The organism is Methanosarcina siciliae T4/M, assembly GCF_000970085.1.
Classification (GTDB): domain Archaea; phylum Halobacteriota; class Methanosarcinia; order Methanosarcinales; family Methanosarcinaceae; genus Methanosarcina; species Methanosarcina siciliae.
Window position 1 is genome coordinate 1,330,021 of record NZ_CP009506.1, and the last position, 25,274, is coordinate 1,355,294.

At 45.4% G+C, this 25,274-nt stretch carries 23 protein-coding genes; 17 read left to right on the forward strand and 6 right to left on the reverse strand.

The features are described from left to right. The first annotated feature begins 231 nt into the window (after positions 1-231). From MSSIT_RS05730 to hypE, 5 genes are all read left to right on the forward strand, one after another. Positions 232-510: a HypC/HybG/HupF family hydrogenase formation chaperone gene (locus MSSIT_RS05730; protein WP_048170747.1), complete on the forward strand. Its 279-nt coding sequence runs from the start codon at positions 232-234 to the stop codon at positions 508-510. Continuing rightward, the gene (gene hypD / locus MSSIT_RS05735) at positions 467-1,630 is read left to right on the forward strand and encodes a hydrogenase formation protein HypD (RefSeq protein WP_231590437.1); all 1,164 of its coding nucleotides are present in this window, start codon (positions 467-469) and stop codon (positions 1,628-1,630) included. Before MSSIT_RS05730 ends, hypD begins: the two co-directional genes overlap by 44 nt. After that, positions 1,623-2,024, forward strand: coding sequence for a hydrogenase maturation nickel metallochaperone HypA (gene hypA, locus MSSIT_RS05740; RefSeq protein ID WP_048170750.1), 402 nt, complete (start codon positions 1,623-1,625; stop codon positions 2,022-2,024). The genes hypD and hypA overlap by 8 nt, the downstream gene beginning before the upstream one ends. Before the next feature lie 243 nt (positions 2,025-2,267). Then, the gene (hypB, locus tag MSSIT_RS05745) at positions 2,268-2,939 is read left to right on the forward strand and encodes a hydrogenase nickel incorporation protein HypB (RefSeq protein WP_048174546.1); all 672 of its coding nucleotides are present in this window, start codon (positions 2,268-2,270) and stop codon (positions 2,937-2,939) included. A gap of 49 nt (positions 2,940-2,988) precedes the next feature. After that, entirely contained in the window at positions 2,989-4,035 is a 1,047-nt protein-coding gene (gene hypE / locus MSSIT_RS05750) for a hydrogenase expression/formation protein HypE (RefSeq protein WP_048170752.1), read from the forward strand. 129 nt (positions 4,036-4,164) lie between these two features. Here the strand turns inward: hypE and MSSIT_RS05755 are convergent, their stop codons facing one another. Beyond that, entirely contained in the window at positions 4,165-4,419 is a 255-nt protein-coding gene (locus MSSIT_RS05755; protein ID WP_048170754.1) for a PRC-barrel domain-containing protein, read from the reverse strand. A 189-nt stretch (positions 4,420-4,608) separates the two neighbouring features. Continuing rightward, complete coding sequence (locus MSSIT_RS05760; RefSeq protein WP_048170756.1) at positions 4,609-6,975, reverse strand: CDC48 family AAA ATPase; 2,367 nt, start codon at positions 6,973-6,975, stop codon at positions 4,609-4,611. A 729-nt stretch (positions 6,976-7,704) separates the two neighbouring features. Between MSSIT_RS05760 and MSSIT_RS05765 the strand changes: the two genes are divergently transcribed. After that, positions 7,705-8,475: an NAD+ synthase gene (locus MSSIT_RS05765; protein ID WP_048170757.1), complete on the forward strand. Its 771-nt coding sequence runs from the start codon at positions 7,705-7,707 to the stop codon at positions 8,473-8,475. 20 nt (positions 8,476-8,495) lie between these two features. Here the strand turns inward: MSSIT_RS05765 and MSSIT_RS05770 are convergent, their stop codons facing one another. Then, positions 8,496-9,782 (reverse strand): tRNA(Ile)(2)-agmatinylcytidine synthase, encoded by a 1,287-nt coding sequence (locus MSSIT_RS05770; RefSeq protein ID WP_048170758.1) that lies wholly within the window; start codon positions 9,780-9,782, stop codon positions 8,496-8,498. Between the two features lie 152 nt (positions 9,783-9,934). Between MSSIT_RS05770 and MSSIT_RS05775 the strand changes: the two genes are divergently transcribed. The 9 genes from MSSIT_RS05775 (at position 9,935) to cofE (ending at position 20,384) form a co-directional block, all read left to right on the forward strand. Continuing rightward, positions 9,935-10,921: a transcriptional regulator gene (locus MSSIT_RS05775; RefSeq protein WP_048170759.1), complete on the forward strand. Its 987-nt coding sequence runs from the start codon at positions 9,935-9,937 to the stop codon at positions 10,919-10,921. A 173-nt stretch (positions 10,922-11,094) separates the two neighbouring features. Continuing rightward, complete coding sequence (purN, locus tag MSSIT_RS05780; RefSeq protein ID WP_048170760.1) at positions 11,095-11,703, forward strand: phosphoribosylglycinamide formyltransferase; 609 nt, start codon at positions 11,095-11,097, stop codon at positions 11,701-11,703. Positions 11,704-12,349: 646 nt separating this feature from the next. After that, entirely contained in the window at positions 12,350-13,588 is a 1,239-nt protein-coding gene (glyA, locus tag MSSIT_RS05785; RefSeq protein WP_048170761.1) for a bifunctional serine hydroxymethyltransferase/L-allo-threonine aldolase, read from the forward strand. A 16-nt stretch (positions 13,589-13,604) separates the two neighbouring features. Further along, on the forward strand, positions 13,605-14,477 hold the full coding sequence (locus MSSIT_RS05790; RefSeq protein ID WP_048170764.1) for a bifunctional methylenetetrahydrofolate dehydrogenase/methenyltetrahydrofolate cyclohydrolase: 873 nt from the start codon (positions 13,605-13,607) through the stop codon (positions 14,475-14,477). Between the two features lie 941 nt (positions 14,478-15,418). Next, the gene (gene folP / locus MSSIT_RS05795) at positions 15,419-16,645 is read left to right on the forward strand and encodes a dihydropteroate synthase (protein ID WP_048170766.1); all 1,227 of its coding nucleotides are present in this window, start codon (positions 15,419-15,421) and stop codon (positions 16,643-16,645) included. A 2-nt stretch (positions 16,646-16,647) separates the two neighbouring features. Beyond that, on the forward strand, positions 16,648-17,262 hold the full coding sequence (locus MSSIT_RS05800; RefSeq protein WP_048170767.1) for a methylenetetrahydrofolate reductase C-terminal domain-containing protein: 615 nt from the start codon (positions 16,648-16,650) through the stop codon (positions 17,260-17,262). Between the two features lie 24 nt (positions 17,263-17,286). After that, complete coding sequence (locus MSSIT_RS05805; protein WP_048170768.1) at positions 17,287-18,165, forward strand: methylenetetrahydrofolate reductase; 879 nt, start codon at positions 17,287-17,289, stop codon at positions 18,163-18,165. 349 nt (positions 18,166-18,514) lie between these two features. Next, entirely contained in the window at positions 18,515-19,327 is an 813-nt protein-coding gene (locus MSSIT_RS05810) for a DUF1638 domain-containing protein (RefSeq protein WP_048170769.1), read from the forward strand. 250 nt (positions 19,328-19,577) lie between these two features. Next, a complete protein-coding gene (gene cofE / locus MSSIT_RS05815) occupies positions 19,578-20,384 on the forward strand; it encodes a coenzyme F420-0:L-glutamate ligase (protein ID WP_187151870.1) in 807 nt (268 codons plus the stop codon). A 69-nt stretch (positions 20,385-20,453) separates the two neighbouring features. Here the strand turns inward: cofE and MSSIT_RS05820 are convergent, their stop codons facing one another. Both MSSIT_RS05820 and MSSIT_RS05825 read right to left on the reverse strand, forming a co-directional pair. After that, positions 20,454-20,786 (reverse strand): protease inhibitor I42 family protein, encoded by a 333-nt coding sequence (locus MSSIT_RS05820; protein WP_197080338.1) that lies wholly within the window; start codon positions 20,784-20,786, stop codon positions 20,454-20,456. A gap of 174 nt (positions 20,787-20,960) precedes the next feature. Then, positions 20,961-21,983 (reverse strand): C1 family peptidase, encoded by a 1,023-nt coding sequence (locus MSSIT_RS05825; protein WP_048170771.1) that lies wholly within the window; start codon positions 21,981-21,983, stop codon positions 20,961-20,963. Between the two features lie 808 nt (positions 21,984-22,791). Between MSSIT_RS05825 and trxA the strand changes: the two genes are divergently transcribed. Both trxA and MSSIT_RS05835 read left to right on the forward strand, forming a co-directional pair. Then, positions 22,792-23,058 carry a thioredoxin gene (gene trxA / locus MSSIT_RS05830; protein WP_048170772.1) on the forward strand — a complete coding sequence of 89 codons (267 nt, stop codon included), beginning with the start codon at positions 22,792-22,794 and terminating at the stop codon, positions 23,056-23,058. Between the two features lie 612 nt (positions 23,059-23,670). After that, a complete protein-coding gene (locus tag MSSIT_RS05835) occupies positions 23,671-24,078 on the forward strand; it encodes a DUF1699 family protein (protein WP_048170773.1) in 408 nt (135 codons plus the stop codon). Positions 24,079-24,535: 457 nt separating this feature from the next. On the opposite strand, the gene MSSIT_RS23980 is transcribed toward MSSIT_RS05835, so the two are convergent. Next, complete coding sequence (locus MSSIT_RS23980; protein ID WP_197080340.1) at positions 24,536-25,165, reverse strand: nitroreductase family protein; 630 nt, start codon at positions 25,163-25,165, stop codon at positions 24,536-24,538. Positions 25,166-25,274: the final 109 nt, after the last annotated feature.

Sequence of the window (25,274 nt, forward strand, 5' to 3'; positions counted from 1 at the left end):
TATCCAAACAGAATACGGATATTAATTTAAATAAAATCCAAATATAATTCGAGTACCATTAGATAATTTGAGTATTTGAATATATCACATAAGAATAATCGACTGAAGCCAGTTTAAATTGTAAGTAACTGCATTAAAGCCCAGTCCTTTTAAAGGGTTTAGCTCACTGGAAATTAAATTTCATGAACATCAGATTTTGAAAAGAAAAACAGGGAAAAACTTAGAGGTAATATGTGTATAGCTATTCCTGGTAAAATCAAGGTCATTGTCAACGAAAACACTGCCACTGTTGATATGGGCGGGATCTGTAGAGATGTAAATATGGACCTGCTCGGAGGTGCCAGTGAGGATCTTCTTGGGAAATATGTCCTTGTACATGTTGGATATGCAATATCTGAAATCTCAAAAGAGGAGAGTGAAGAAACCATGCACCTCCTCAGGCAGCTATCGGGCCTTGAAGATACGAATGTCTTTGAACCGGGGGTCTCCGACGAAACGGACGCTGAGTGAAATGAAAAACGAGGACTCTTCTTTAAAGCCTTCAATACCCGAAATTGAAAAAAAGCTCCTTGAAAGAATTCAGGCCTCAGGAATCTCGCTCCGTATAATGCATGTATGCGGTACGCATGAAAGGACTATGGCAAAATACGGGCTCAGAAGCGCACTTCCGGAGAACATCGAAGTAATAAGCGGTCCCGGATGCCCTGTCTGCGTCACCTCCGAAAGAGACGTTGACATTGCGATTGCTCTTGCGAAAAGCGGAGCAACTGTAGTTACTTTCGGGGATATGATGAGGGTTCCAGGATCGTCAGAGAGCCTGCTGGACGCAAAGGCAGAGGGAGCAGACGTAAGGATGGTCTACAGCATTGATGATTCCGTAGCCCTCGCAAACAAAAAACCTGAGCTCGAAGTAGTCTTTTTCGGGATCGGTTTTGAGACCACAGTCCCTGCCAATGCAGCAGCCCTTCTGAGAAGTCCCCCCGAAAACTTCAGCCTCCTTGTCTCCCAGAAGCAGACTCCCCCCGCAGTTGAGCTTCTTGCAAGTGATACTGTTGTTGATGCTTTCATCGCCCCGGGACATGTAGCAACAATCATAGGGACAAAACCCTTCGAACCGCTTGCAAAAACAGGCTTTCCTGTTGCAGTAAGCGGGTTTGAGGCAAGGGATATACTCCTCGGGATAAACCTGCTCCTGACCCAGATAGAGCAGGGAGTTTCAAGGGTCGATAACGGATATCTGAGGGTCGTAAAACCCGAAGGAAACCCGATAGCCCTAAAAATGATGAATGAAGTGTTCAAGACATCGGAATCGGATTGGAGGGGCATTGGAAACATCAAAAATTCAGGGCTCGTGCTAAGGCAAGAGTATGAAGAAAAAGATGCCTCAAAGAAGCATGAAGATCTTTATTCGGCTTCTCTTGCCGAGATAAGGGCAAAAGCGGAGAAAAAGGATAAGAAGCGCTGTATCTGTGCAGCGATCCTTACAGGGAAAGCAAAACCCTCCCAGTGTCCCAACTTCGGGAAAGACTGTACTCCAAGAAACCCGGCTGGCCCCTGCATGGTCAGCCAGGAAGGTATGTGCTACAACTGGTTCAGGTACTCGCGGGAAGGAGGAAGCAAGCTTGCATGAGTATTCCATCGCCTGTGAGATATTTGAGCAGGTAATGGAAACTGCAAAAGCTCACGGAGCCCTGGAAGTAAGGCATATAATCCTGGAAATGGGGCGGCTTGCCCATACGAATCCGGAGCAGATTAGTTTCTGTTTCAAAGCCATTGCCGAAGGGAGCATTGCCGAAAATGCGGAGTTCATCGTAGAGAAAATCCCACCCTCCCTGGAGTGTGAATGTGGATATACAGGCACTGTCGATGAAACACAGATCGGAAAGAACGACGAACTACTAAGTGAACTTCTGGAATACATTGCAGCGTTCGAATGCCCGGTATGCGGAAAAAATGCACGTATCATAGGCGGCAGAGAACTGATCGTAAAAAGCATTGAGATTGAGACAGAAGTAGAAAAGTGAACTTTTGGGGAGGCAAATATATAAATGTGGTAAAAGGTAGCAGACCTATAAATTATAAGGTATATCTGTAGCAGGTCTCTATCAAATAAGGTCTATCTGTAAATCTGCTTATACTTTGCTCTGCAGGATCGGATTGAGTACAATAGCGGATTTTCCATCAAGATTTCCATCAAGATTTCCATCAAGATTTCCATCAAGATTTCCATCAAGATAACCAAACAACCCCGAGTGATGTTTATGTTAATGCATGTAATCCACATGGGACACGATGTCTTCAAGGCAAATGACAAAGTTGCCGAAAAAAACAGGAAGAACCTTGACAAACACGGAGTATTCTCAGTCAATGTCATGGGAGCCATAGGGTCAGGAAAGACCACTCTGATCGAAGAGGTGGTCAAGTACTTCAAAGAGAAGTACAGAACAGCAGTAATCGCAGGTGACGTTATAGCAGATATGGACGCCTCCCGTTTCAGGAAACTCGGGGTTCCGACAATCCCCGTAAACACGGGGAAGGAATGCCACCTTGACGCAAAGCTGGTTGAAAAAGCCCTCGAGGAAGTCGACCTTGACAATACCGATCTCCTTATTATTGAAAACGTGGGCAACCTGATCTGCCCTGTGGACTTCAAACTTGGAGAGCACCTCAGGGTTGTTGTGGTAAGCGTCACCGAAGGAGACGACATCATCCTCAAGCACCCTATGATTTTCAAAACTTCGGAACTTGCCATCATAAACAAGGTTGACATTGCCCATGCGGTTGACGTTGACGCCGAGAAAATGAGAGACGACATCCATTCCTTAAACCCGGACATACCGGTCATCCTTACTTCAAGACATGACTGGGAGAGCATTGAAACCTGGATTGGCTTTATCGAACTCGGGATAGGAAGAACACAGGAAGCCCGGGAAAAGTAAGGTAAATAAAAGCGATTAAAACGGGGACACAAAGAAAGGGAGAACGGATATGAAAGCCAACACTATTTCTCTGGAACACGGCGCAGGCGGAGAGGTAATGCAGGCGCTTATAGGAGAAATCATTCTTAAAAACTTCAGAAACAAAAGCGCAGGCTCAATAGGGCTTGAAAGCCTTGATGACGGGTCCACGATCAGGCTTGAAAACTTTAACCCTGTCTCCGAACTTGTGCTGACAACGGACAGCCATGTGATAACCCCTGCTTTCTTTCCGGACACCAATATAGGTCGCCTGGCAGTTTCAGGCACCATCAACGACCTCACCGTAATGGGAGCAAAACCCCTTGCCCTTACCTGTGCAGTCATAGTTCCCGAAGGCTTTCCGATCCTTGACTTTGAAGAGATAATCAAAACAATGGACGAAACCGCTACCGAAGTAGGGGTCCCCATAATTACAGGCGACACCAAGACCGTGGAAAAAACCGCTCTAGACTCAATAATCCTGAACACGGCAGGCCTCGGCATAACTGACAGCCCTATCAGAGACTCAGGCCTGAAACCGGGAGACAAATTACTTGTTACAGGCACGATCGGAGACCACGGGATCTCTCTTATGGCCCACAGGGAAGGCTTTGACTTCGATACCGACCTTGCCTCGGACTCTGCCCCCCTCTGGAAACTCATAGAACCTGTCCTGAAACTCCGGACCCCGGAAGGAACCCCTCTCATAACGGCTATGAAAGACCCGACCCGCGGCGGACTTGCAAACGCCCTCAACGAAATGGCAGCAAAAGCCGGAGCAGGAATCCTCCTCGAAGAAGACCTGATCCCCTTCAAGCCCGCTGTCACTGCAGCCTGTGAAATGCTTGGCCTTGACCCCCTCGAAGTCGCAAACGAAGGAAAAGCCATCATAGGAGTCAAAGCCGGCTTTGAAGAAAAAGTCCTCTCCCTCCTCAGACAGCACCCTTACGGCAAAGACGCAGCCCTCATCGGAGAAGTCACCCTAGAAAACAAAGGAGAAGTAATCCTGAGAAACCGTTTCGGCGGCATGCGTTATGTAGACATCCCCGCCGGGGACCCGATCCCCAGAGTCTGTTAAATAAAGACTTTCCTGTCGAAACTAGGGAATTAACAGAAGAGTCCCTCTGGGCTGAAAGAAATACGAAACGAAAATGAAAATAAGATGAAAGGAAAGTAAACTCATTCTTTCCCTTCCCTGTTTTTCAATTTATGCCCTTGCTTTCATTTTGTCTATTATAATATAATCTTTGACGGCGCTTACGGAGTCAAAAGGAATCAGGATATAGTTATCTTCTTTTTTGTATCTTGAAACATCAAAGGTGGGATTGGGGCTGACCATAAGGTCAATAATGCGGCCTCCTTTGATTTCAACTACAATATTGCTCAGAGTTCCGATCTCCGTCCCGTCAGTAGCCATCACCTGTTTGTTGAAGAGGAGGTTTCTTGCAAATATTTTAGACATACTTATCTGGTCTCCGTGCTCGGTGTTATGCGGAATTTGGGTAATGCTGGCGTTTGAGGTTAAATACTTTTACTTCTGATATTTTATTCAATTTAAAGTTATATCTTTATAAACTCTTTCCTTTTAAAAGTTACCCATTTGAGTCATACTCATTGAGCCATACTCATTTAAGCTCTTAACCTGCACCATTTACCTGTATCCCACATATCCGGCTGTCTCTGCGGGCCTCTGGCCTCCCTTAAACTGTTCCTCTATCTTCTCATAGAACTGTGCAATGTTTTCGTTGATTGTGGGTTTTACTTTCTTGAGGGCTTCTCTGAAGTGCCTCATCTCAATTGCTTCAACATCGAAGTTCTCTCTGAGGGCAAACATTACAGCCTCTCTGCATACTGCTTCTATGTCAGCACCCACGTATCCTTCCGTTATATTGGCAAGGTTTTCAAGGTCCACGTCCTCCGCAAGCGGGGTATTCTTTGTGTGAATCTTAAAGATCTTAATCCTGCCTTTACGGTCGGGCGCCCCAACGTAAACCAGCCTGTCAAAGCGTCCGGGGCGCATGATTGCAGGGTCAAGCAGGTTAGGACGGTTAGTTGCGGCAATAATTACCACGTCTTTGAGGGTTTCAAGCCCGTCCATTTCGGTCAGCAGCTGGTTTAGCACCCTTTCGGAAGTCCGGCTGTCCGTGGATTCCATGCCCTGCATGGCGGCAATGGAGTCGATCTCATCAAAGAAGACAACACAGGGAGAGACCTGCCTTGCTTTCTTGAAGATTTCCCTTATTGCTTTTTCCGACTCTCCGAGCCACTTCGAAAACATCTCCGGTCCTTTGACGCTTATGAAGTTGGCATTTGACTCTCTGGCAACAGCCTGGGCTATCAGGGTCTTTCCCGTCCCGGGCGGGCCGTAAAGCAGTATTCCCTTCGGAGCTTTTATACCCATCTTGACAAATTTTTCCGGATTTTTAATAGGCCATTCGACAGCTTCGATGATCGCATACTTTGCTTCATCCAGGCCTCCCACGCCGTCCCAGCCAACCGAAGGCATCTCAACAAAGATCTCTCTCAGGGCCGAAGGTTCGGCTTCCATCAGGGCATCTTCGAAGTTCTTCTTGGTGACAACAATTTTTTCCAGCCGGTCGGAAGGAATTGTTTCTCTTTCGAGGTCAAGGTCAGGCAGGTTTTCCCTGAGGCAGCGCATTGCCGCTTCCTGCACGAGAGCCAGAAGGTCTGCCCCCACAAAACCCTGCGTCCTCTCAGCCAGATACATGAGGTAGAGGTTTGTCTTTTCTTTCTTTTCCCTTTCTATGGCAGCTTCGTCAATTTCAACTTCGGTTTCCGCCCCTGTCTCGGTTGCTATCTCACCTTCAATCTCGGGCTCCGCTTGCGTGATTTCATCGTCTTTCTCGATTGGCATGCCCCGGGTGTGGATCTGCAGGATCTCGTACCTGTCCTTGGTATCCGGCACTCCTATATGGATTTCCCTGTCAAAACGCCCCGGTCTCCTGAGTGCGGGGTCGATTGCATCCACACGGTTGGTAGCACCTATAACCACAACCTGTCCTCTTTCTTCCATCCCGTCAAGGAGGGTAAGGAGCTGGGCAACAACACGCCTTTCCACTTCTCCTGTCACGTTTTCCCTTTTTGGGGCAATGGAGTCGATCTCATCAATGAAAATAACCGAAGGGGCGTCCTGAGTTGCTTCTTCGAAGATCTTCCTCAGCCTTTCCTCGCTTTCCCCGTAGAACTTCCCAACGATTTCGGGTCCTGCAATGTAATGGAAACTTGCTCCCGATTCATTTGCCACGGCTTTTGCGATCAAAGTCTTTCCGGTTCCGGGTGGGCCATAGAGGATAACTCCCTTCGGAGGCTCTATATTGAGGTGGGCAAAGAGCTCCGGGTGTTTCATCGGCATCTCTATCATTTCCCGGACACGCATGATCTCCTGGCCAAGCCCTCCTATGTCTTCATAAGTGGTGACGCCTCTGGTTGCTTTTTCGTAGCCCTGTACCGGCTTTTTCCGGAGCTCAATAATTGTGGCTTCCGTTATCAGGACAATGGTATTTGCCGGGTCTGTCTCAACAGCAACCAGGGGAATTACCTGGCTTGTTGTCAGGGACTCGGTCATGGGCTGAGACATCGAATTAATAATCGGAATTATGTCTCCCTTGAACACAGGCCTTTTCAGGATATGCCGCTTTATGATCTCATTCGCATGTTCCCCAAACTGCAGTTCGGGCCCTCCCTGAGTCATGCTTTCCGGAAGCGCCAGAATGAGCTTTTTTGCTTCCGGGGCTTCGACCTTTTTAATGGTCACCTTCTCCCCGATGGAAACTCCGGCGTTCTGCCGGATGAAATTATCAATGCGCACTATTCCCTGTTCCCAATCCTGCCGGTCTGCTCTCCATACCTTTGCCGTGGTCTTTTTCTTCCCCCTGATTTCTACAATGTCGCCGGGAGAGAGTTGAAGTTTCAGTAGCGCTGTAGGGTCAAGCCGGATAATTCCTCTTCCAAGGTCGATAGGGTATGCCTTTTCAACCTTTAACTGTATTTCTTCCATGGATCATCCCGAAAATAGTTGTCTTTTTGATTGTAATTTTATCTGGTAACGAAGTAAAATGAAAGGATACCGGATTTTTTCCGAATTTTCCGGATAGTGTAATTCTGGAATATAGTTCCTATTATATGCTCTTTTTATTTTAATGCCTTTCATCCGGGAAAATTTGTCCCGCATGCGCTTCTCTTTTGGCCATTCAGGGTATTGAATCTGTATCAGAAAGTCCTCAGCATGGCGATATCCACATATTTTTTGCACACCCGGAGTATGTATTTTCGCCAGCTTAAGGCATCTTTTGCATCCAGGAGCCGGGATACTCTGGCAATGAGATACTTGGTTAATGGACCGTTGCTGAGTACTTTTAATACTCAGGTATTTATATTGTTATGTCCGGAAGATAAGTCTCCTATATTTCCTATTTATTAAATAAGTTTACCCTTAGTCCCATTCTCCCCTGTAGGTTAATATATTTACAGCTCCTGCGTATAAAACTGTTTAATACTACCTGAATTGGCCTTTAGGACGCATATGATCTGGTCTTCATATGATCTGGTCTTCATAGGATTGGATTATTCGTATGACCGATTTTATCATATGATTTGTCTTTACACGATCGGATATTTATATGACCGGATTATTCAGTTTTTCCGATAAGCTAAAGTTTAAATTAGGTTTTGAACTTCGAGATTACCGGATTTCATATTATTCACAAAACTCCAGGAATTTGAAAGCATGGACCTTGAAATAGCACAGAACAGGATTATTGAATTTATTCGGAACGAGACTGGGAAAGCAGGAGTGGGAGGGGCAGTTGTTGGCATCAGCGGGGGAATTGACTCAGCCCTTACCGCAACTCTTACCGTGAAAGCTCTGGGGAAGGAAAGGGTTCTTGGCCTCCACATGCCCGAAAGCAGCCTGACCCCTGCTGCGGACAGCGAAGATGCGAAAAATCTTGCCGACTGGCTAGGGATCAAGTACCGGACAATTGACATCGCAGGCGTTGTCTCGGCTTTCATGGCCGCCGTTCCGGAGAGCGAATCTGCGGACAGGCTTACCCGGGGCAACCTGAAGGCAAGAGCCAGGATGTCCTTCCTGTATTTTCACGCAAACATGCTTAACCGCATGGTCATAGGGACTGGAAACAAAACCGAGATCCTCCTTGGCTATTACACGAAGTATGGGGACGGAGGCGTTGACCTTGAGCCAATAGGAGGGCTTTACAAGACCGAGGTCTGGGAACTTTCCCGCAGGCTCGGAATACCGGACCCCCTCATTACCAAAAAACCGTCCGCAGGTCTGTGGGAGGGGCAGACTGACGAAGCCGAACTTGGAATTTCTTACTTGAAGGTTGACGAGGTGCTCAGGCTGATTGAAAAAGGGACGGAACCGGAAAACATTATGAACGCTACCGGGATTTCCGTTGAGCAGCTAAATTCCGTTACCAGGCGCATTGAGATAAACGAACATAAAAGAAAAGCTCCACCTGCACCGGAATTACACTGAGCAGTCATAGTTTTTCCCTGTCACCTTGAAGGATGAACCCTTATGTCCTGGCCCTTTTCCCTTACAAGCGGCTTTGCAAGGTGCCTTCTGGCACAGGGTGGGACTTCGTAGAGTCCTGGCTCCAGGTTCCTTTCGGCTTCGTACCGGATTTTAGAGGGTGCCTGTGTCCCGCATTTTTTGCAGCGGAATCCCTGTCCCTTCCCTGCGGACTTCATGTGTTTTCCGCATTCCGGACACTTAGGGTTCTCTTCCCTGTAAAGAGGGACAAGCGCTTTAACCTGCATTTTTTCAATATTCAGGGTTCCGGAAGTTACACTTCCTGAAAGGATAACCCGGTCACCGGGTACCAGCTTTCGGACAAGCGCCCTGAAGTTCTTAGTCGGTTCAAAGGCTGCACAGTCGATTTCGTCTCCTTTGCCATCCCGGACAGCAAAGATAACGTGTCCTCCTTCAATGGTTTTCGGGGCTGTCGAGACCGTTACTTCAAGCCTGTAGGAATGCATATCCCGAATTTCAGAGACGCTTGCTGCCGGCAGGAGATGCATGTCCGTTCCCTGGTTTGTTCGGTACACGGCAAAGCGCTCAACAGGTTCGGACCTGATAAGGGATGCAGCTCTGTTAACTAGTTCGGGGCTTTCTCCCCTTATCCCGAATAATACCGGGTCTGCTGAGTGGGGCACGCAGACTACGAGCCTGTTTGCAAGGTCTACCGTATCCCATGTTCCGGGGTAGGTCTGCCTGTCAGCTTCAAAAAAACTATCCTTATTAACGTCTCTGGGACTTCCCCATTTTTCCTTCTGCCTGTATACCAGGTGTTCAAAAGTGCATTCCCATTTCTCAAGGTTCAGCATAGCCCCGCAGGCTGCAAGTGCGCCTATCAGTCCCCTTCCGTTTTTGAAGCTTTTTGAGCTGATCCCGAGTTCCGAGATGAGGTGTTTTGCCGTTTCTATTTCTATTACGTCCTTTACAGCTTTTTCCAGAAAACTCAGGAGGGCAGGCTTGAGGCTCTCGTAATCTTTTTCCAGGATAAATGCGGCTCCGGGATTGGTTTTTTTGCACTCCATGCGTGCAAGTTCCTCTATTCTGGATACCACATGGGCAATTACCTTTTCAGGGCAGTCCGTTTTAAGTTTCAGGGCTACGGCTGCGTTTCCTCTTGTCTTGTAGGGGATGGTAGGGTTCAGGCGCACAAGGAGGGGCAGGGTTTCTATAGTCCCGTACTCCTGCAGTTCTTCGAGCAGCAGGGCTCCCAGATATGTGGTACACATGCCTTCGTTTGAGTCCGTATCGTCAATTCCGATGATCATTTTTCCGTATCCAGTTTTTCCCTTGATATTTCTGAAATTCCAGTGAGGGGATGCCGTGATTTTCGGGGTTCTCCAACATGTTTTCCTCCTGCAAACATTGCCGATGTCGGAGAAATATATATATAGATGTTCAAACAGAGATTGATATCGGAATGACAAAAGAAGTTCTCATACATCAAATTATTGATGTATTGTCGCGTGCGGGTTTTGCACTTTCTGACCGATGTAATATACGTCCCAGGAGCTTTGACGTTGCCGCGCGCAAAGATGAAACACTACTACTTTGCAAGGTTTTATTTAATATTGACGGTCTGAACGAAGAAACCGCCAGGGAGATGAAATATCTTGCTGAGTATCTCGGAGGTTCCGCTATCGTTGTTGGAGCCAAGACAAGGGATCAGATGCTTGAAGATAGTGTCATCTACATGCGCTATGATATCCTTGCTCTGAACGTCCAGACTCTCTATGACTACTTTGTTGAAAATGTCAAGCCTCTGGTTTCAGCAGCTCCCGGCGGGCTTTATGTCTCAATAGAAGGAGATCTCCTGAAGAAGGCGAGGACAGGACAGGCCATGTCCCTCGGGACCCTGGCTTCCATGGTAGGGGTTTCGAGGAGGACTATCAGCAAATATGAAGAAGAAGGCATGGACGCATCCATAGATGTCGTGCTCCAGCTCGAGGATATTTTCGGAGTCGAACTGGCGAGGCCCATAGATATTCTGAAGTCCTGCGGAAGCAGAAAATCCAGGAAGAAAGCAGAGCCTGAAAAGGAAGAGCCCCAGGTAAAACATAACGTGCTTTTGCCTGAAGACCTTATTCTCAATATGATTTCAATGCTAGGATACGACGTACTTCCAACAGCCCAGGCCCCATTCAAAGCTATCTCCCGGGACGAGTCTTCAGTCATCCTTACAGGTGTCAGCGAGTTCAACACAACCGTAATCAAAAGGGCTCATCTGATGAGCAGCATTTCCTGCATTACGGAAACTCAGTCCGTGTTCATCATTAACGGACGTTCCAAGCTGAAGTCCGTTGAAAATACGGTGCTGATCGAAAAGAAAGAACTTGACAAGATCGGTGATTCGCAGGAACTCATCGAGTTCATAGATGAGCGCAAGGAAACACATAGTGGTGCATAAGTTAAGTTCGCTTTTGATTTCCTTTCTTGCCACAAATAGCTCTGTAAACTCGGTTTTCTATAAGGTTCAGGGTCGTGATTTTTTTTAATTTTCTTTTCCATATTTTTTTAGTTTTTCCAAATGTAATGTAGTTCCAAAACCCTAATATATCACTGTTTCAATCTAAAAGCTCGATGACGGTAAAGATTGCAGTTCTGGTCTCAGGACGGGGCTCAAATCTCCAGGCGATTATAGACAGCATTGAAAAGGGCTACATAAAAAATGCGGCAGTCAATGTGGTTATCTCCAACAAAGCCGATGCTTATGCGCTCGAACGTGCGGAGAAACATGGAATAAGTGCTGTTTTTCTTGACCCTGAAGGGCGTGATAGAGCCGGATACGACAGGGAAATTCTGAAGATACTTAAACAGCATGATACGGACCTCCTCCTGCTTGCGGGCTATTTCAGGCTTCTGGGAAGCGAGCTCATTGAGGCATACAGGCACAGGATCCTGAATATACACCCTTCTCTTCTTCCGGCTTTCAAAGGACTTCATGCCCAGAAACAGGCTTTTGAGTACGGCGTAAAGGTTGCGGGCTGCACAGTACATTTTGTAGATGAAGGACTCGATTCCGGGCCTATTATCATCCAGAAGTGCGTGCCTGTGCTCCCGGGAGATACCGAAGAAACTCTCACTGCCAGGATTCTCGAACAGGAACATATTATCTATCCCGAAGCTGTCAGGCTCTTTGTCGAGGGCAAGCTTAAAGTTGAAGGCAGAAACGTAATAGCCCTTAAGTAATGGTCCTTGAAATCACTCCTAAATAGCCCCTGAAATTACCTTTAAATATCCCCCAAAATTACCCTTGAAATAAATCTTAAAATAGTCTTTAAATGAGCAGGACCTCTGTAGAAACTCCGGATTTGCATTAATTTTATCATGCAGAGCCGAGTTGATAACGTTTTGATCAATAAAGTCTTGAATCAGTAAGACAGGAATCCAGATCAGAAGAGGTATATTAAAATCAGGTAATTCCCGGCGGAATAGGTTTCAAGAACCTGTTCAAAAAGTGGGGAATGGTCCAAAACCGGAATAGCTTTCATTCATTAGTCGCCTCATCAATACCCTGACGGTTATAAGTACATGAATCATATTACTCACCAGTGTTCTGGGCAGCAAAAGATTTCCATATTCGGGAATTTTCTGCGTCTTTGATGACTCTCGTTCATGAGAAGCTTCAAGGTGTTGAAAACTTTCGCCCTTCCTGCTTTCCGGCTTTAAGGAAGTTCTTACGAGGTACAACACATTAATATAAGTAAATACCAGAATCGCAAGCATACTTACATTTAATCAATTCATCAATCAATTAGTCAATCAATTAGTCAATTCATGTTAACAGAAACCCTTGATTTCATATAAATTTTAAATGTTGGATTAGGTGACAGCAGTGTCTTACATTGAAAAAATCGATCCGGAATTGTTCGAGGCTATCGAAAAGGAAGCCGATCGTCAGGAACACAAACTTAACCTGATAGCGTCCGAAAACTATGCGAGCAGGGCTGTAATGGAAGCTCAGGGCTCGATTATGACCAATAAGTATGCCGAAGGATATTCCGGCAAACGCTATTACGGCGGCTGTGATTTCGTTGATGTTGCCGAAAACCTCGCGATTGCCAGGGCAAAGGAAATCTTCGGGGCAAAATACGTAAATGTCCAGCCCCACTCAGGTTCAGGCGCCAACATGGCTGTCTACTTCTCCGTACTGCAGCCCGGGGACACAATCATGTCCATGGACCTCTCTCACGGCGGACACCTTTCTCACGGCAGCCCTGTAAGTTTTTCCGGAAAACTCTATAATATCGTGCCCTATGGGGTCAGCAAAGAAACCGAGGCCCTGGACTATGACGAGCTTCTGAAACTGGCAAAGGAATGCAAACCGAAAATGATCGTCTGCGGAGCTTCAGCTTATCCCCGTGAGATCGATTTCAAGAAGTTCAGGGAAATTGCCGATGAAGTAGGAGCTTACCTCCTTGCAGACATTGCCCACATTGCAGGCCTTGTGGTTGCAGGTGTACACCCAAGCCCTGTGCCTTATGCGGATTTTGTAACCACCACGACCCACAAGACCCTCAGGGGTCCCAGGGGCGGAATGATTATCTCAAAGACCGAAGAGCTTGCAATTGGAGTAAACAAGGCAGTTTTCCCGGGCATTCAGGGCGGTCCCCTCATGCATGTTATAGCTGCAAAGGCTGTAGCCTTCAAGGAAGCCATGAGTGAAAAGTTCAGGCAGGACCAGACTCAGACCATAAAGAATGCAAAAGTTCTCTGCGCCTGTCTGAGGGAGAAGGGTTTTGATATTGTTTCCGGCGGCACCGACAACCACCTTATGCTTGTGAACCTCAATAATATGAACATTACAGGCAAGGATGCGGAAGCCGCAATGAGCAAAGCCGGGATTATCGCCAACAAAAACACGGTTCCTTTCGAGACCCGCAGTCCCTTCATAACCAGTGGAGTAAGGCTCGGGACTCCTGCCTGTACCACAAGGGGCATGAAAGAAAAAGAAATGGAACTGGTTGCCGATTACATCGAGACTGCAATCAAGAATGCAGGGAACGATGCCCTGCTGTCGGAAGTCAACGCTAAGGTAAGGGACCTCTGTTCAAGGTTCCCTGTTTACAGCTAATCGGGGAGGTTTATCATTGTCAGATGAAAGCTATGAGTCACGAGTCATAGACGGAAAAGTACTTGCTCAACAGGTTGAAGAAGAAGTGAGGTCAGGGGCAGAGGACCTTGAAAGCAACCGGGGAATCATCCCCGGACTTGCTACTATCCTTGTAGGGGACGACCCTGCCTCAAAGATGTACGTTCGCCTGAAGCACAGGGCCTGCGAACGTGTGGGCATCAAAGCAGAAGACTACCTCCTTCCGGGAGACGCTACCAAGGAAGAACTACTTACCCTGATTGATTCTCTTAACAAAAACAAAGATGTGCACGCAATCCTGCTCCAGCTCCCGCTTCCGAAACACTTCTCTCCTCAGGAAACGCAGGAAGCTATGGAAGCCATATCTCCTGCAAAGGATGCAGACGGCTTTCACCCCTATAACATGGGAAAACTCATGATCGGGGACGAAGACCTTGTCCCCTGCACTCCTCACGGGGTAATCAGGGCACTTGAAGAGTACGGTGTTTCCGTCCAGGGGAAAAATGCGGTAATTGTCGGGCACAGCAATGTTGTGGGAAAGCCCATGGCTGCAATGCTCCTGAACAGAAACGCAACCGTTTCAGTCTGTCATATCTTCACCGATGACCTGAAGAAGTACACCCTCGGTGCCGATATCATAGTTGTTGCAACAGGGGTTAAGCATCTTATTAAAGCCGATATGGTTAAAGAAGGGGCTGTAATCTTTGATGCGGGAATCACCAAGGAAGAAGACGGCGTATACGGGGACGTTGATTTTGAAAACGTAATCAAAAAAGCTTCCCTTGTGACCCCCGTCCCTGGTGGTGTAGGTCCCATGACAATTGCCATGCTCATGAAGCATGTGCTTCTGTGTGCGGAGAAAAGCCTTTAATCTCTATTTTAAGGCTTTTTTTCATTTTTTTGTTAATATTTTTAAGCCTTTTATGGTCACTTTTTAAGCCTTTTATGGTCACTTATTAAATGGTCCATGTTTGAGCTATTCAGGGACACAGGAGTGAATTCTTCAGTTATTTCTGCCTGTGTCGCTCCGGGTTTAGGTCGCCTTCCCAGTTAAATAAATATTTTTTTCAAGCTTTTCGTACCAAGACAAGTAAATTTGTTTTCTGAGATAATTATGCCTGATGGTTTTACTCTGTTTTTCAGAAGATGTCAATTAAAGTGATTTTATATGAGTTTTTATATATACTCGGTATGATCTTCAGCATAGTTTTCCGGATTGTGATAAAATCGCTTTACACATCAATATTTTTATGTATTATTGAAGCCTATTTCAGTATGAGCTTGTCCATCTTCAAGATAGAATAAAAATAGTTTATAAAATCTTAGATAAATATCCGGGCTCTCATTAAATATTCGGATGCTCAAATGAGTTTTTTGCAAACTCTAATCAGACCTACCTGATTAATTAACCTGATTTAAAATAGGTCTTTGGTCCTGTATTACCAGGCATAATATCCGATTTTACACTATCGGAATCCTGAATGACGTTTGAACCGAAAATTTATCCCAGTCCCTTTCAGTCCTCAGGTATTCAACTTTGCAGCCGGAAAAATTGTTTTTCCTTGCCTGCTGTGGTAGTTCAACGAAATGTCTTGTGGGCATTTCATAACGAAAAAAAGGTATCCAAATGTCCCGCTTCAAATTTAATTGTTGTTTATTATAACACCACAACTGTTTACACAAGTATTGTTTGTTTACGTATGTTATTGCTTCCGTACACTGTGTTGCTTCAGTGAATTGTTTATTCACTCATATTTATCAAGCGCAATTGCGCCAACTGAGTTAAAAGCTATATATACCTGGTTGTCAAAAATGGTAGTTGATACTGATATCTGTGGTCTGAAAGTGGGAGATCAATATCCTGCACATGTAATGGGCATTATTAACCTGAGCCCTGAATCTTTTTACGAAGGTTCGGTTACAAACCCGGAATCCGCACTTGATGTTTCCCGGAAAATGGTGGAAGGCGGAGCAACTTTCCTGGATCTGGGGGCCCGGTCAACATGGCGTTTTTCCAAACCCATAAGCAAAGAAGAAGAACTCGATCGATTACTGCCCGTGCTTGATGCGCTGGAAGGCAATGTGGATGCGATAATTTCCGTTGATACTATGTTTTCCGAAATTGCAGAAGAGGCCCTCAAGAGAGGGGCAGATATCATAAACGATGTTTCCGGCTTTACGGCGGACCCCGGGATGATAGAAGTGGTGGCAGACCACGGCTGTCCGGCAGTGGTTATGGCTTCTGACAAAATTCCCGGAGATCCTCTGGGCATGGATGCCATTATTGAAGCTCTTGGCTCCATTATAGAGGCTGCCGGAACTGGCGGTATAGAACCTGGCCGCCTCATCCTCGACCCTGCAATTGGCAGGTGGACTGATGAAAAGCTGCCCATGTATGATTTTGAAACCCTGGATGATTTCGAGCGTCTGAAGATTTTTGAAAAACCTCTGCTTGCAGCCCTTTCAAGGAAGTCCTTCATAGGCGAAGTTCTTGGAAAAACTGCAAACGAAAGGCTCTATGGCAGCCTGGCTGCAGCAGCAATTGCAGTTCACAAAGGTGCTCATATTATCCGTACCCATGATGTCCCCGAAACTTCCGATGTTGTTAAGCTTGCAGGAGCTCTGAGGAGCCGGACAAGCGTTGTAAAGGAGGGCAGGTATGAGGTTTCGGTACTTGAGGTGAAAACTCCTCAGGACGCAGGCCTTGCAATGAGGAAGCTTGGAGCTACAAGGGTCGGTTCGCAGGTAATGCAGGGAAAAAGCATCCATCTTACGCTAAAGATCAGGAACCTTACAACCACGGAAGCTCTGATAATAAAACAGGAGATGCTTGCAAGGGGAGGCGACGCGGCCCTTGCAAGAGACGCGGTTTCCCATGAAACGGAATCAACCGATGTGCTTGTGATAGGCACCCTGCTGCAATTTGAACGTCTTGCCCGGAAACTGGACGGTCAGGCTCGTTCCCTCCCACTGATTGCAGAAATGATCCGTGAATGTATTGCAAATCGGACTAATCTGGAATACCGATATTTGAGGTAATTATGATCATAACTTCAGCAAAACCCTTTGAAGAAATCCTGAAAATGTTAAAAGACGAAGACGATATATTTGTCATCGGATGCAACGTGTGCGCTGCAAAACTGAAAACTGGAGGAGAACCCGAGGTCCTCGAGATGTGCAGACGGCTTGAAGAGAGCGGAAAGCACGTGATAGGCTGGGCTCTTCCAACTGCAGCCTGCAGTATCCGGTCTTATGAATCCCTAGTTGAGAAAAACGAGAAAATAAAAGAAGCTCGTTGCGTTCTGGTCATGGGGTGTGGCAGTGGAGTTTCTGCTGTTGCCACTGTTGTGGATTTGCCTGTCTACGGTTCGAACAACACCCTCTCACTTGGGGGTTCCAGTGGAGGTCAGCTCCTTTTAGACCAGTGCGTTATGTGCGGGGACTGTACTATAAGCGAATACGGTGGGCTCTGCCCGAAAGCCCAGTGCCCAAAAGGCCTTCTCAACGGGCCCTGCGGAGGAGCGGTGGACGGGATGTGCGAGGTTAACAGTGAAAAAAATTGTGTCTGGACCCTTATCTATGAACGCCTGAAAAAGATCAACAGGCTTGACCTCCTTTACGTTACCCATGCCCCTCAGGAGCATGGTTTTAAATAATTTCATTTCTAATATTCTTGTATAATGCTTTTTAATTTTCGTGAAAAACTGAACTCCAGGAAATTTCTGGTTACTGCTGAAGTCTCTCCTCCCAAGGGGACTAGGTATTCAGTTCCCCTGGAAGACGCCCGCCATCTCAAAGGCCTTGCAGATGCCCTGAACGTCACCGATAACCAGTGCTCAATTATGCACATGAGTTCACTGGCTTTTAGCAAACTTCTGCTTGATGAGGGGCACGAACCTATTATGCAGCTTACATGCCGGGATCGAAACCGAATAGGGCTCCAGTCCGACCTGCTGGGAGCATATGCTCTCGGAATCAGGAATATCTGCTTGATGACCGGAGATTTTCCTTCCTGCGGAGACCATCCAGGCTCAAAACCTGTTTATGACCTTGACTCCGTACAGCTCATCGAACTTGTCCGAAAGCTCGACTCCGGCGTTGATCTGGCAGGAAATCAGCTGGATGGAGGCACTTCTTTTTGTGCAGGTGCAGTCTCGAGCATAGACCCTGAAAAGATACTTCAGCTAATAAAGCTTGAAAAGAAGGTTAGAGGCGGAGCCGATTTTATTCAGACGCAGGCTGTATATGATGTGGGTGTGTTCGAGGAATTTACGGAAGCAGTAAACCATCTTGAAGTGCCTATAATTGCAGGTTTGATTCCTCTCAAATCCCTGGGAATGGCTGAGTATATGAATAAAAATATCTCAGGAATTCATGTGCCTGACGAAATCATGCTTCGGATGAAAGAGGCATCTTCGCCCCTTGAAGAAGGGCTTTTGATAGCATCCGAAACTGTAAAGGAGCTGACAAAACTCTCACGCGGGGTTCATATTATGCCAATCGGATCTCACAAAAACACTCCGAAATTACTTTCAATGGCAGGAATCTCTGAAATATAAAAAAATACTGAATAATCCCTTTAATCAGGGTTTTCTTCTCTTTTTCTTCCACTGTTAAAGGATTCTGTCCTGAAGAGTTCTGTTCTGCGTATTTTGTGCCGTTACCTTCATTTTTTATAAATATTTTTCTCTTTTCTTTCTTATGATCTACTTTTAAGTATTCACAGGAAATACATTATAATCGACACTGACTGTAATTTACCGTATCCATTCCGGATTTTTGTGAAAGCTGGAGGTAGAGTCATTTCTATATCTTCCCAGGACCCGGATCTGCTGGTGAAGGAGTCCGGGTTTGTTGACGGATTTTGAGTTTTTTCCCAGATCCAGGGAAACTGAAGAGGAGGCCATAATGAAGATAATGAGTATTATCTCATGTAAGATCTTTGAGGATGAAATTATTCATCTCGTGGAGCATGACGAAGAGCTGAGTGACGTTCTAATTCTGAAAAATGAGAGTTCAGGGGAGATCATACGGAAGTTTGGTGAAATTTGCTGTCCCTGCAGGGAATTGTCCCTAAAAAACGTTGAAGCCTTCAGATTCTTAAAGGACGAGAAATATGTCGACGGAGAAGGTCTCATACTTGTGCTCAATATTCTAGATATTGCTGGCATGGGCAAAATGCGCAAGCAGCTGAAAATGAAAGTATATGATGCGATTCTTCAGATGTCGTTTCTTTCAGACGGGATTCTTTTATTTTATGGGCTTTGCGGAAATTTGTTCAAAGACCTCGAGGAGGACTTCAGGTACCTTAAATGTCCTCTCACATTGCTAAGAGACCCTGAAGGGAAAATTGTCGACGACTGCATATGTGCTGCCCTGGGGGGCAAACGAGCTTTCATGGAACTAATAAAGGAGTTCAGGGGTGAAAGGGTTTTTATGCTTACTCCCATGTGGGCTGCCAACTGGGAAAAAATGGTCGTAGCTAACGGTTTTGCCCGGGATATGGAAAATCTTGATGAGTCAAAGCTGGTATTTCGGGCTGCCAGATATTCCCGAGTAGCAAAGATTAATACCGGTTTAAACTACCAGCAGAATTTCGAGTCCCGGGTAAGGGAATTTGCAGCCTTTTATGATTTAGAAATTACAGAACTCGAAATTGACCAGGCTCTTTTTGAGAAGTGCTACCGTGAACTGAAGCATTCGCTTATTGCTTCTGTCTGAGTGTCATCCTTCAGGACAAAGTTGTTCTCAGATTTGACTTTGATCTTTCAGCACCTTATTTTCAGTTTTTCGGGTTAATTTTCCCTGGTGTATTCTTTCTCATCCTTAAGCTTTTTTCTATTTATGGGAGTTTTCCGGAGCCTTTGGATACATTTATCAATACCTTCCGGTATTTTACGGTCTGATTCTGTCAATATTGATTTTATATTTCCGAAAATCGAGTTAATTACAGTATTTTAAAGGCATCAAAATGAATCCAAAAATCACTTCCATCCAGATGTTCGGGATTGAGACTCCTATCATCAGAGCAGGAGACGACATCGTGCAGACCCTTGAAACTTCGCTGCAAGAAGCAGGCATTACGCCGGTTGATGGGGATGTTTTTGTGCTGGCCGAATCCGCTGTTGCTACGGCGGAAAACCGAATAGTCGATCTTGCTAGCATTAAGCCCGGTGAAAAGGCTTTATCTCTCGGGGAAAAATACGGGATAGACCCGAGGGAAATGGAGCTTGTGCTTCAGGAATGTGACGAACTTTTCGGGGGTGTCCCAGGAGCCGCCCTTACGATTACAAAGGGCATTCTCTCCCCCAATGCTGGAATTGATGCTTCAAACGCGCCTGAAGGTCACGTAGTCCTGCTTCCGGAAGACCCGAGAAAAAGTTCCGAAACCATCCGGAAAAGGTTGGAGCAGCGTTACTCCTGCAGGCTGGGTGTGATTATAGGGGACAGCAGGACTCAGCCCCTGCGCCTGGGCTGCACAGGGCTTGCGCTCGGGATTTCGGGTTTTGTACCTGTCGAGGATGCAAGAGGCACTTTTGATATTTACGGAAAGCCCCTCCGCCTGACTTATAAAGCGGCAGCCGATAACCTGGTTTCTGCGGCTGAACTCCTTATGGGAGAAGCAGGAGAAAGAGTTCCATGTGTGCTTATTCGGGGTGCTCCGGTACAGATTGTTGACGAGTCTCCGGAGATGCCAACGATCTCAATGGAAGGGTGCATGTATTTCGGCAATATTATTAAAAGTCGGAAAGAGGATACGGAAGAAAAGGGTCAGTAAAAAGCCTGTCTTAACTTCTTTTTCATGATTCTCTTTCTTTTGAATTCTTCAAATTTCCGGGCGTATAATCTACCTCACTAAAATAGTAGCGTAAAAACGGTCTATGATCGAACTCTCTCCTTCCCAATCACGCCAGTTTCTAATGCCAAGCTTGTAAGATCCCGTGCCAGGTGCGCGAAACTGGAACACTCTCACGCCTGCTGCACCGATCGCATCTCCTTTTTTCTCGAAGCTGTCACCTACCATTTCCAGTCCTCCGGCAGTTTCAACTTCCCATCGGTAGCCGGTGGTGGGATTCTCATTTAAGCGTACAGTTATGAAGCTTTGAGCCTCTACCTCCAAGGTACGGCCCTTATCCTGGTCACTCAATATCACCGCAAACTCCTCCAATAAAGGCTTCATGCCTCTATTTCTAGAAAAATAGTTGCAGGAAAGTCTGTTTTAGCAGCATATTATATTGTTTTATCAGGAGACCGCCGGAGATCTCCCGGATAAAAAGAGGAGGTCCCTGAATAAAAGGATATATTGGACAGATATCTCTGTTCCGGATAATTTCGTTTTTTTATCATCCCTGTTTTATGCATGGGGCAGAGGCATGTCTCGGCTGAGAGTTTCGCGAACTCTACTCCTGGAACTCTCGAGTTCAAGTCCGAAATTCCCTGTTTCAACCCATTTCATTGAGATCAGAGACCAGAAGTCCAGTGCAAATTTGTTCAGGGCATATTCATAGGGGAGCCATCCATACCCCTCATCACCCCAGGCTGTACCCCAGGAATTTCGGATTAAAAAGGCACCTGTGGTTTCTTTGTTGCTGAGGGTATTTCTGATTTTCATGTTTTCATCATAGCCGACTGCAACGACCGCGTGGCCCCATATTGACCTCTCATCGGGACCAGGGAAAGGAATTCCGCCTTTTACATCTGTATCCTTAAAAGAGGGAAACCCGTAAAAGCCGAACATTGAAGGGATTCCTGCCGCAAGGTACTTCTTCACACTGAGGATGACATCTTCAGGTGGTAAATTCATGCCTTGCGGGTCATGGCAGAAGTAGTTAAGGGCTTCGAAGTTGTCGGCAAGCGAATATACAAAGCTTGAAGGTTCGTCGTCAAATGTGGGTTCTCCGTCCGGTCCCGGAGTTTTCCTGTTGGTGTAAGGAAAATACTTTTCAGGCGGGACACCGCAAAGAGCCAGTGCTCCCATAGTATTCCGGAGCCAGGCTCCGGTGTCTCCCTTGACCCCCATCAGGTTTCTGGTCGTCTTGTAGACAAAAAGTCTTGACCCGTCAATATATTTCCCAAAGGCTCGTCGCTCAAAATACTCAATCACTCCTACACCTGCGTGGGCGGTACAGGAACCCAGATCCATTTGATCTTCGATCGGCGAACACCAGTTCCTGAGGTCTATGGAAACAGGCAATTCCAGAGTTTTTGTTTCCTTTCTGGAAGTCGGAATTCCGAGTTTTTCTGCCATCTCGGGAATCTGAGCGCTTTCTTCTGTGTAATCTTTTAAGGATGGTAACGGAGGGAGCCAGCCGGTTCCAAAACTTCTTCCCATTTCCGGAATTTTCACCTTTTCGAAGGCAGCTACTATTCCAATCATTTCATTACCTCACTAATTTTGATTTTCTGTTGCATCTGTTACAAATAATTCCTGATTCCAATAAAGACAAATAATGTTTGATTCAGGCAGTTTATTCCACTTATTCAATTTAAAATAAATTGAGTTGCTGGTGTTCCACCAATTATATAATGCATATAAATATTATATTTATATTATAGAATTAAAAATACTCAACAAGGATCAGAAAAAATCAGGATTCTTACTTTTTATTCAGTTTTTTCCCTCGTAGGGAAGATCCAATATGGGAGAATGTTAATCAGAATCAAATATGATCATCTGGAAATTGAAATATAAAACTCTCTTGTAGTAAGATACTCTTATGGATCGGTATTTTTGAGCTGCCTCTTAAGATGTGCAATGCTTAAGGTCATCTCAACTTTTTTTCGTTATAACGAAAAGAGATCGGATTTGCTCCTGTGAGAACAGACACGATAGAGATATAAATGCTGCGATCAATATAAAGAGTATTGCACTTCGATATGGGAATAATTCACCTCACTATGACAGGATAAAGCCTGTGGACTTATTCTCAGCAGGAAATGTATGAAGCAGGAAGAATAATCGGATAGTAAGTAAATTGTTTCTTATCATCGAAGAATATATGCAATAAATTGAGTCCCGACCCTGTACCGGTAATTCCATCTTCAGGTCATCTATCATTCAGGATTGGGGTGCCAGCAGCCGTGCCGTACGGACATACATACACGATTCCTCTGCACGCTGACCGGAGTAGTTATAAACTAAAACAGCAAAAGTCTCAGACGTTTCAAGTATTGCAGGTGATTTTATGAAACCGATGTTATTGGACTTTTCAGCAACATGGTGTGGACCTTGCAGGATGCAAAAACCTATTCTTGAAGAGCTCGAAAAAAAGTATGGGGATAAGGTTGAGTTCAAGGTTGTCGATGTGGACGAAAACCAGGAGCTTGCCTCAAAGTACGGCATACACGCTGTCCCGACCCTGATCATTCAGAAGGATGGGACTGAAGTAAAGCGCTTTATGGGTGTTACCCAGGGCAGTGTACTGGTAGCTGAACTTGATAAACTTCTCTGATCCCTGTATATTCTGGAAATAGTCGCCCGGGTTCAGTGAACCCGAAGGCGCACAACTTTTTACCTATTTCTTTTTAGAAGCCTTACGGCACAGTTCTTAACTGGCAGCCGGGGTTATTTTCATTCTGAAATATTTTTGAATACTCTTCTGTTTTTCTCCTCCTATTTCTCTTTTAACCTCAATATGAAATTTCTAACAGATTATTCTTTGATACTCCCAGATCTCTAGATATTTTGTAATTGTTATTGCAGCTTTCTTTTTCTTTCTTTGAGCGAAATCTCAGCTGGATTTCAGGCTGTATATATAATATTCAGGAATTAAAGATCAGAATTATTCAAGTAGTACACAAAAATATTTTTAGTATGAAAAGAGGCTAAAAACGATTTGAAAATAATAATTCTGCCTGTAAATAACGTCTTCAATCTATTTTAAGGCGTTTTAATACTTTTTTCTAATGCCCAATAGAAATATACTAACCGCTATACTATTGAAATAATATTATCTCAGTGAGATAACTATTTATAATAAGTGTATGTACTCTCTAATATAGTAAAAATAAAACAACTCAAAACCTAAAACAAATTAAACATAAACAGATAGTGGGGGAAAAACATGAGAATAAGAGTGGTAAGTTCAAGAGAAGAAATCTTTACACTTAATCCGAATGAGCGTATCGTACACCTGGCTTTCAGGCCTTCGAACAAGGACATCTTTGGACTGGTTGAAACCTGCCCGAAGATTGAGGTAATTCAGTTGCCAAAATCTTACATGCGCACAGTTTCAAAGTCCATAGAAATGTTCCTGCAAATGCAGAGAGTACAGCTTCTCGAAGGAGACGTCTGGGGTCACAGGAAAGACATCAACGAATATTACAGTATTCCATCCTCCGTAATTGAAAAGATTAAGGCCATGAAGATAGAAGGCAAAACAACTGAGGAGATTGAGAGAAAGATTGCAAGGGAGAGCAAGCTGAACCCTGAAATGGTTGCTTATATCATGAATAAGGAAGCTTCTGCCTGATTCTTTTCAGAGGATGTCCTTAAGAGTTTGCTGGAGATTAGATCGTATAGTTTACCGATTCCACATTTATTATCTGGTCTTCAGCTCAAAATCCTCCACTTGAGGGAAGAGAGTAGATGTTTTTGGAATTTTTAACACCAGGAATGAATCATTCCTTACCTGGCAGGATTACGGTTCTGAAGTTTTTGTTTTTGTCGTTTATTCAGAATTTCCACTTTTTTCATCCCAGCCAGCTTATGACCTTCTCGACCGGTGGACGGGGAGAAGGAGGAAGTAATTTGGCTGGATAGCCTATTGCACATCCCATAAGAGCCCATTACCCCGGAGAAAACCCAAGGAGTGCGCAGAATGCCGGGTTATCTGCCATTTGAACCGTAATGGAGACTAACTGGAATCCGAGACCAAGCGAAGTTGCTTTCAGCCACATGTTCTCCAGACAGTGAGCAAGTGCCTGTTGTTATATCGGAGGGAAGCCTTTCCTCTCGGCAACCACTATGAAGTAAGGAGCCGTACCGACTCCGGGGACCTGTCCCATTTTTTTGATCATTGCCAGCCGGTTTGCAAACCCTCTTGCATATGTGCGGAGCTCCGGGTCCCTCTCCATAGCACGTTCGAGATTTGAAGCTGTTGCCATGACTTCTTCAAAGATAAGGGAAGCTGCTGCTCTCAGGCTTTTAGAACCCTTTTTCAAAACAAAAGATTCCCGGAAATAATTCTCTGTTTCACCCATGGCTGCAGCAGCAAAAGGTGCATGGAGCCCGGCGTGGATGATTCCCTTTATATCTTCTTCCGGCGGGAACTCCGGCTTAAACTGCCTGTGCGACCTCCGCTCTACAAGGATTTTGTCCAGTAAAACGTTTTGCTGATCAGGTGTTATTGCGCTCATGTCAAGATCACATCCGGATGTCAAGATCACATCCGGGTTATATACAAACTGACTTATATCTACGCACAGAATGTCATTAAGGGTGTTTATCGGGTATAATAGTGAAATGTGTCGTGTTCGGGTATAATAGTGAAATGTGTCGTGTATCTGATGAGGACTGAAGCCGCTTCCCCGGAAAACTCTTTTAATTCGATTTTTCATAGGAGACCTCCGCCAGCCTTTCTGGAGGCCCTGTACAAAAGGAAAAAGCAGAAATGAATGAGAAATGAATGAGAAATGATACTGAAATTTATACCGTTATTAGCCTTTT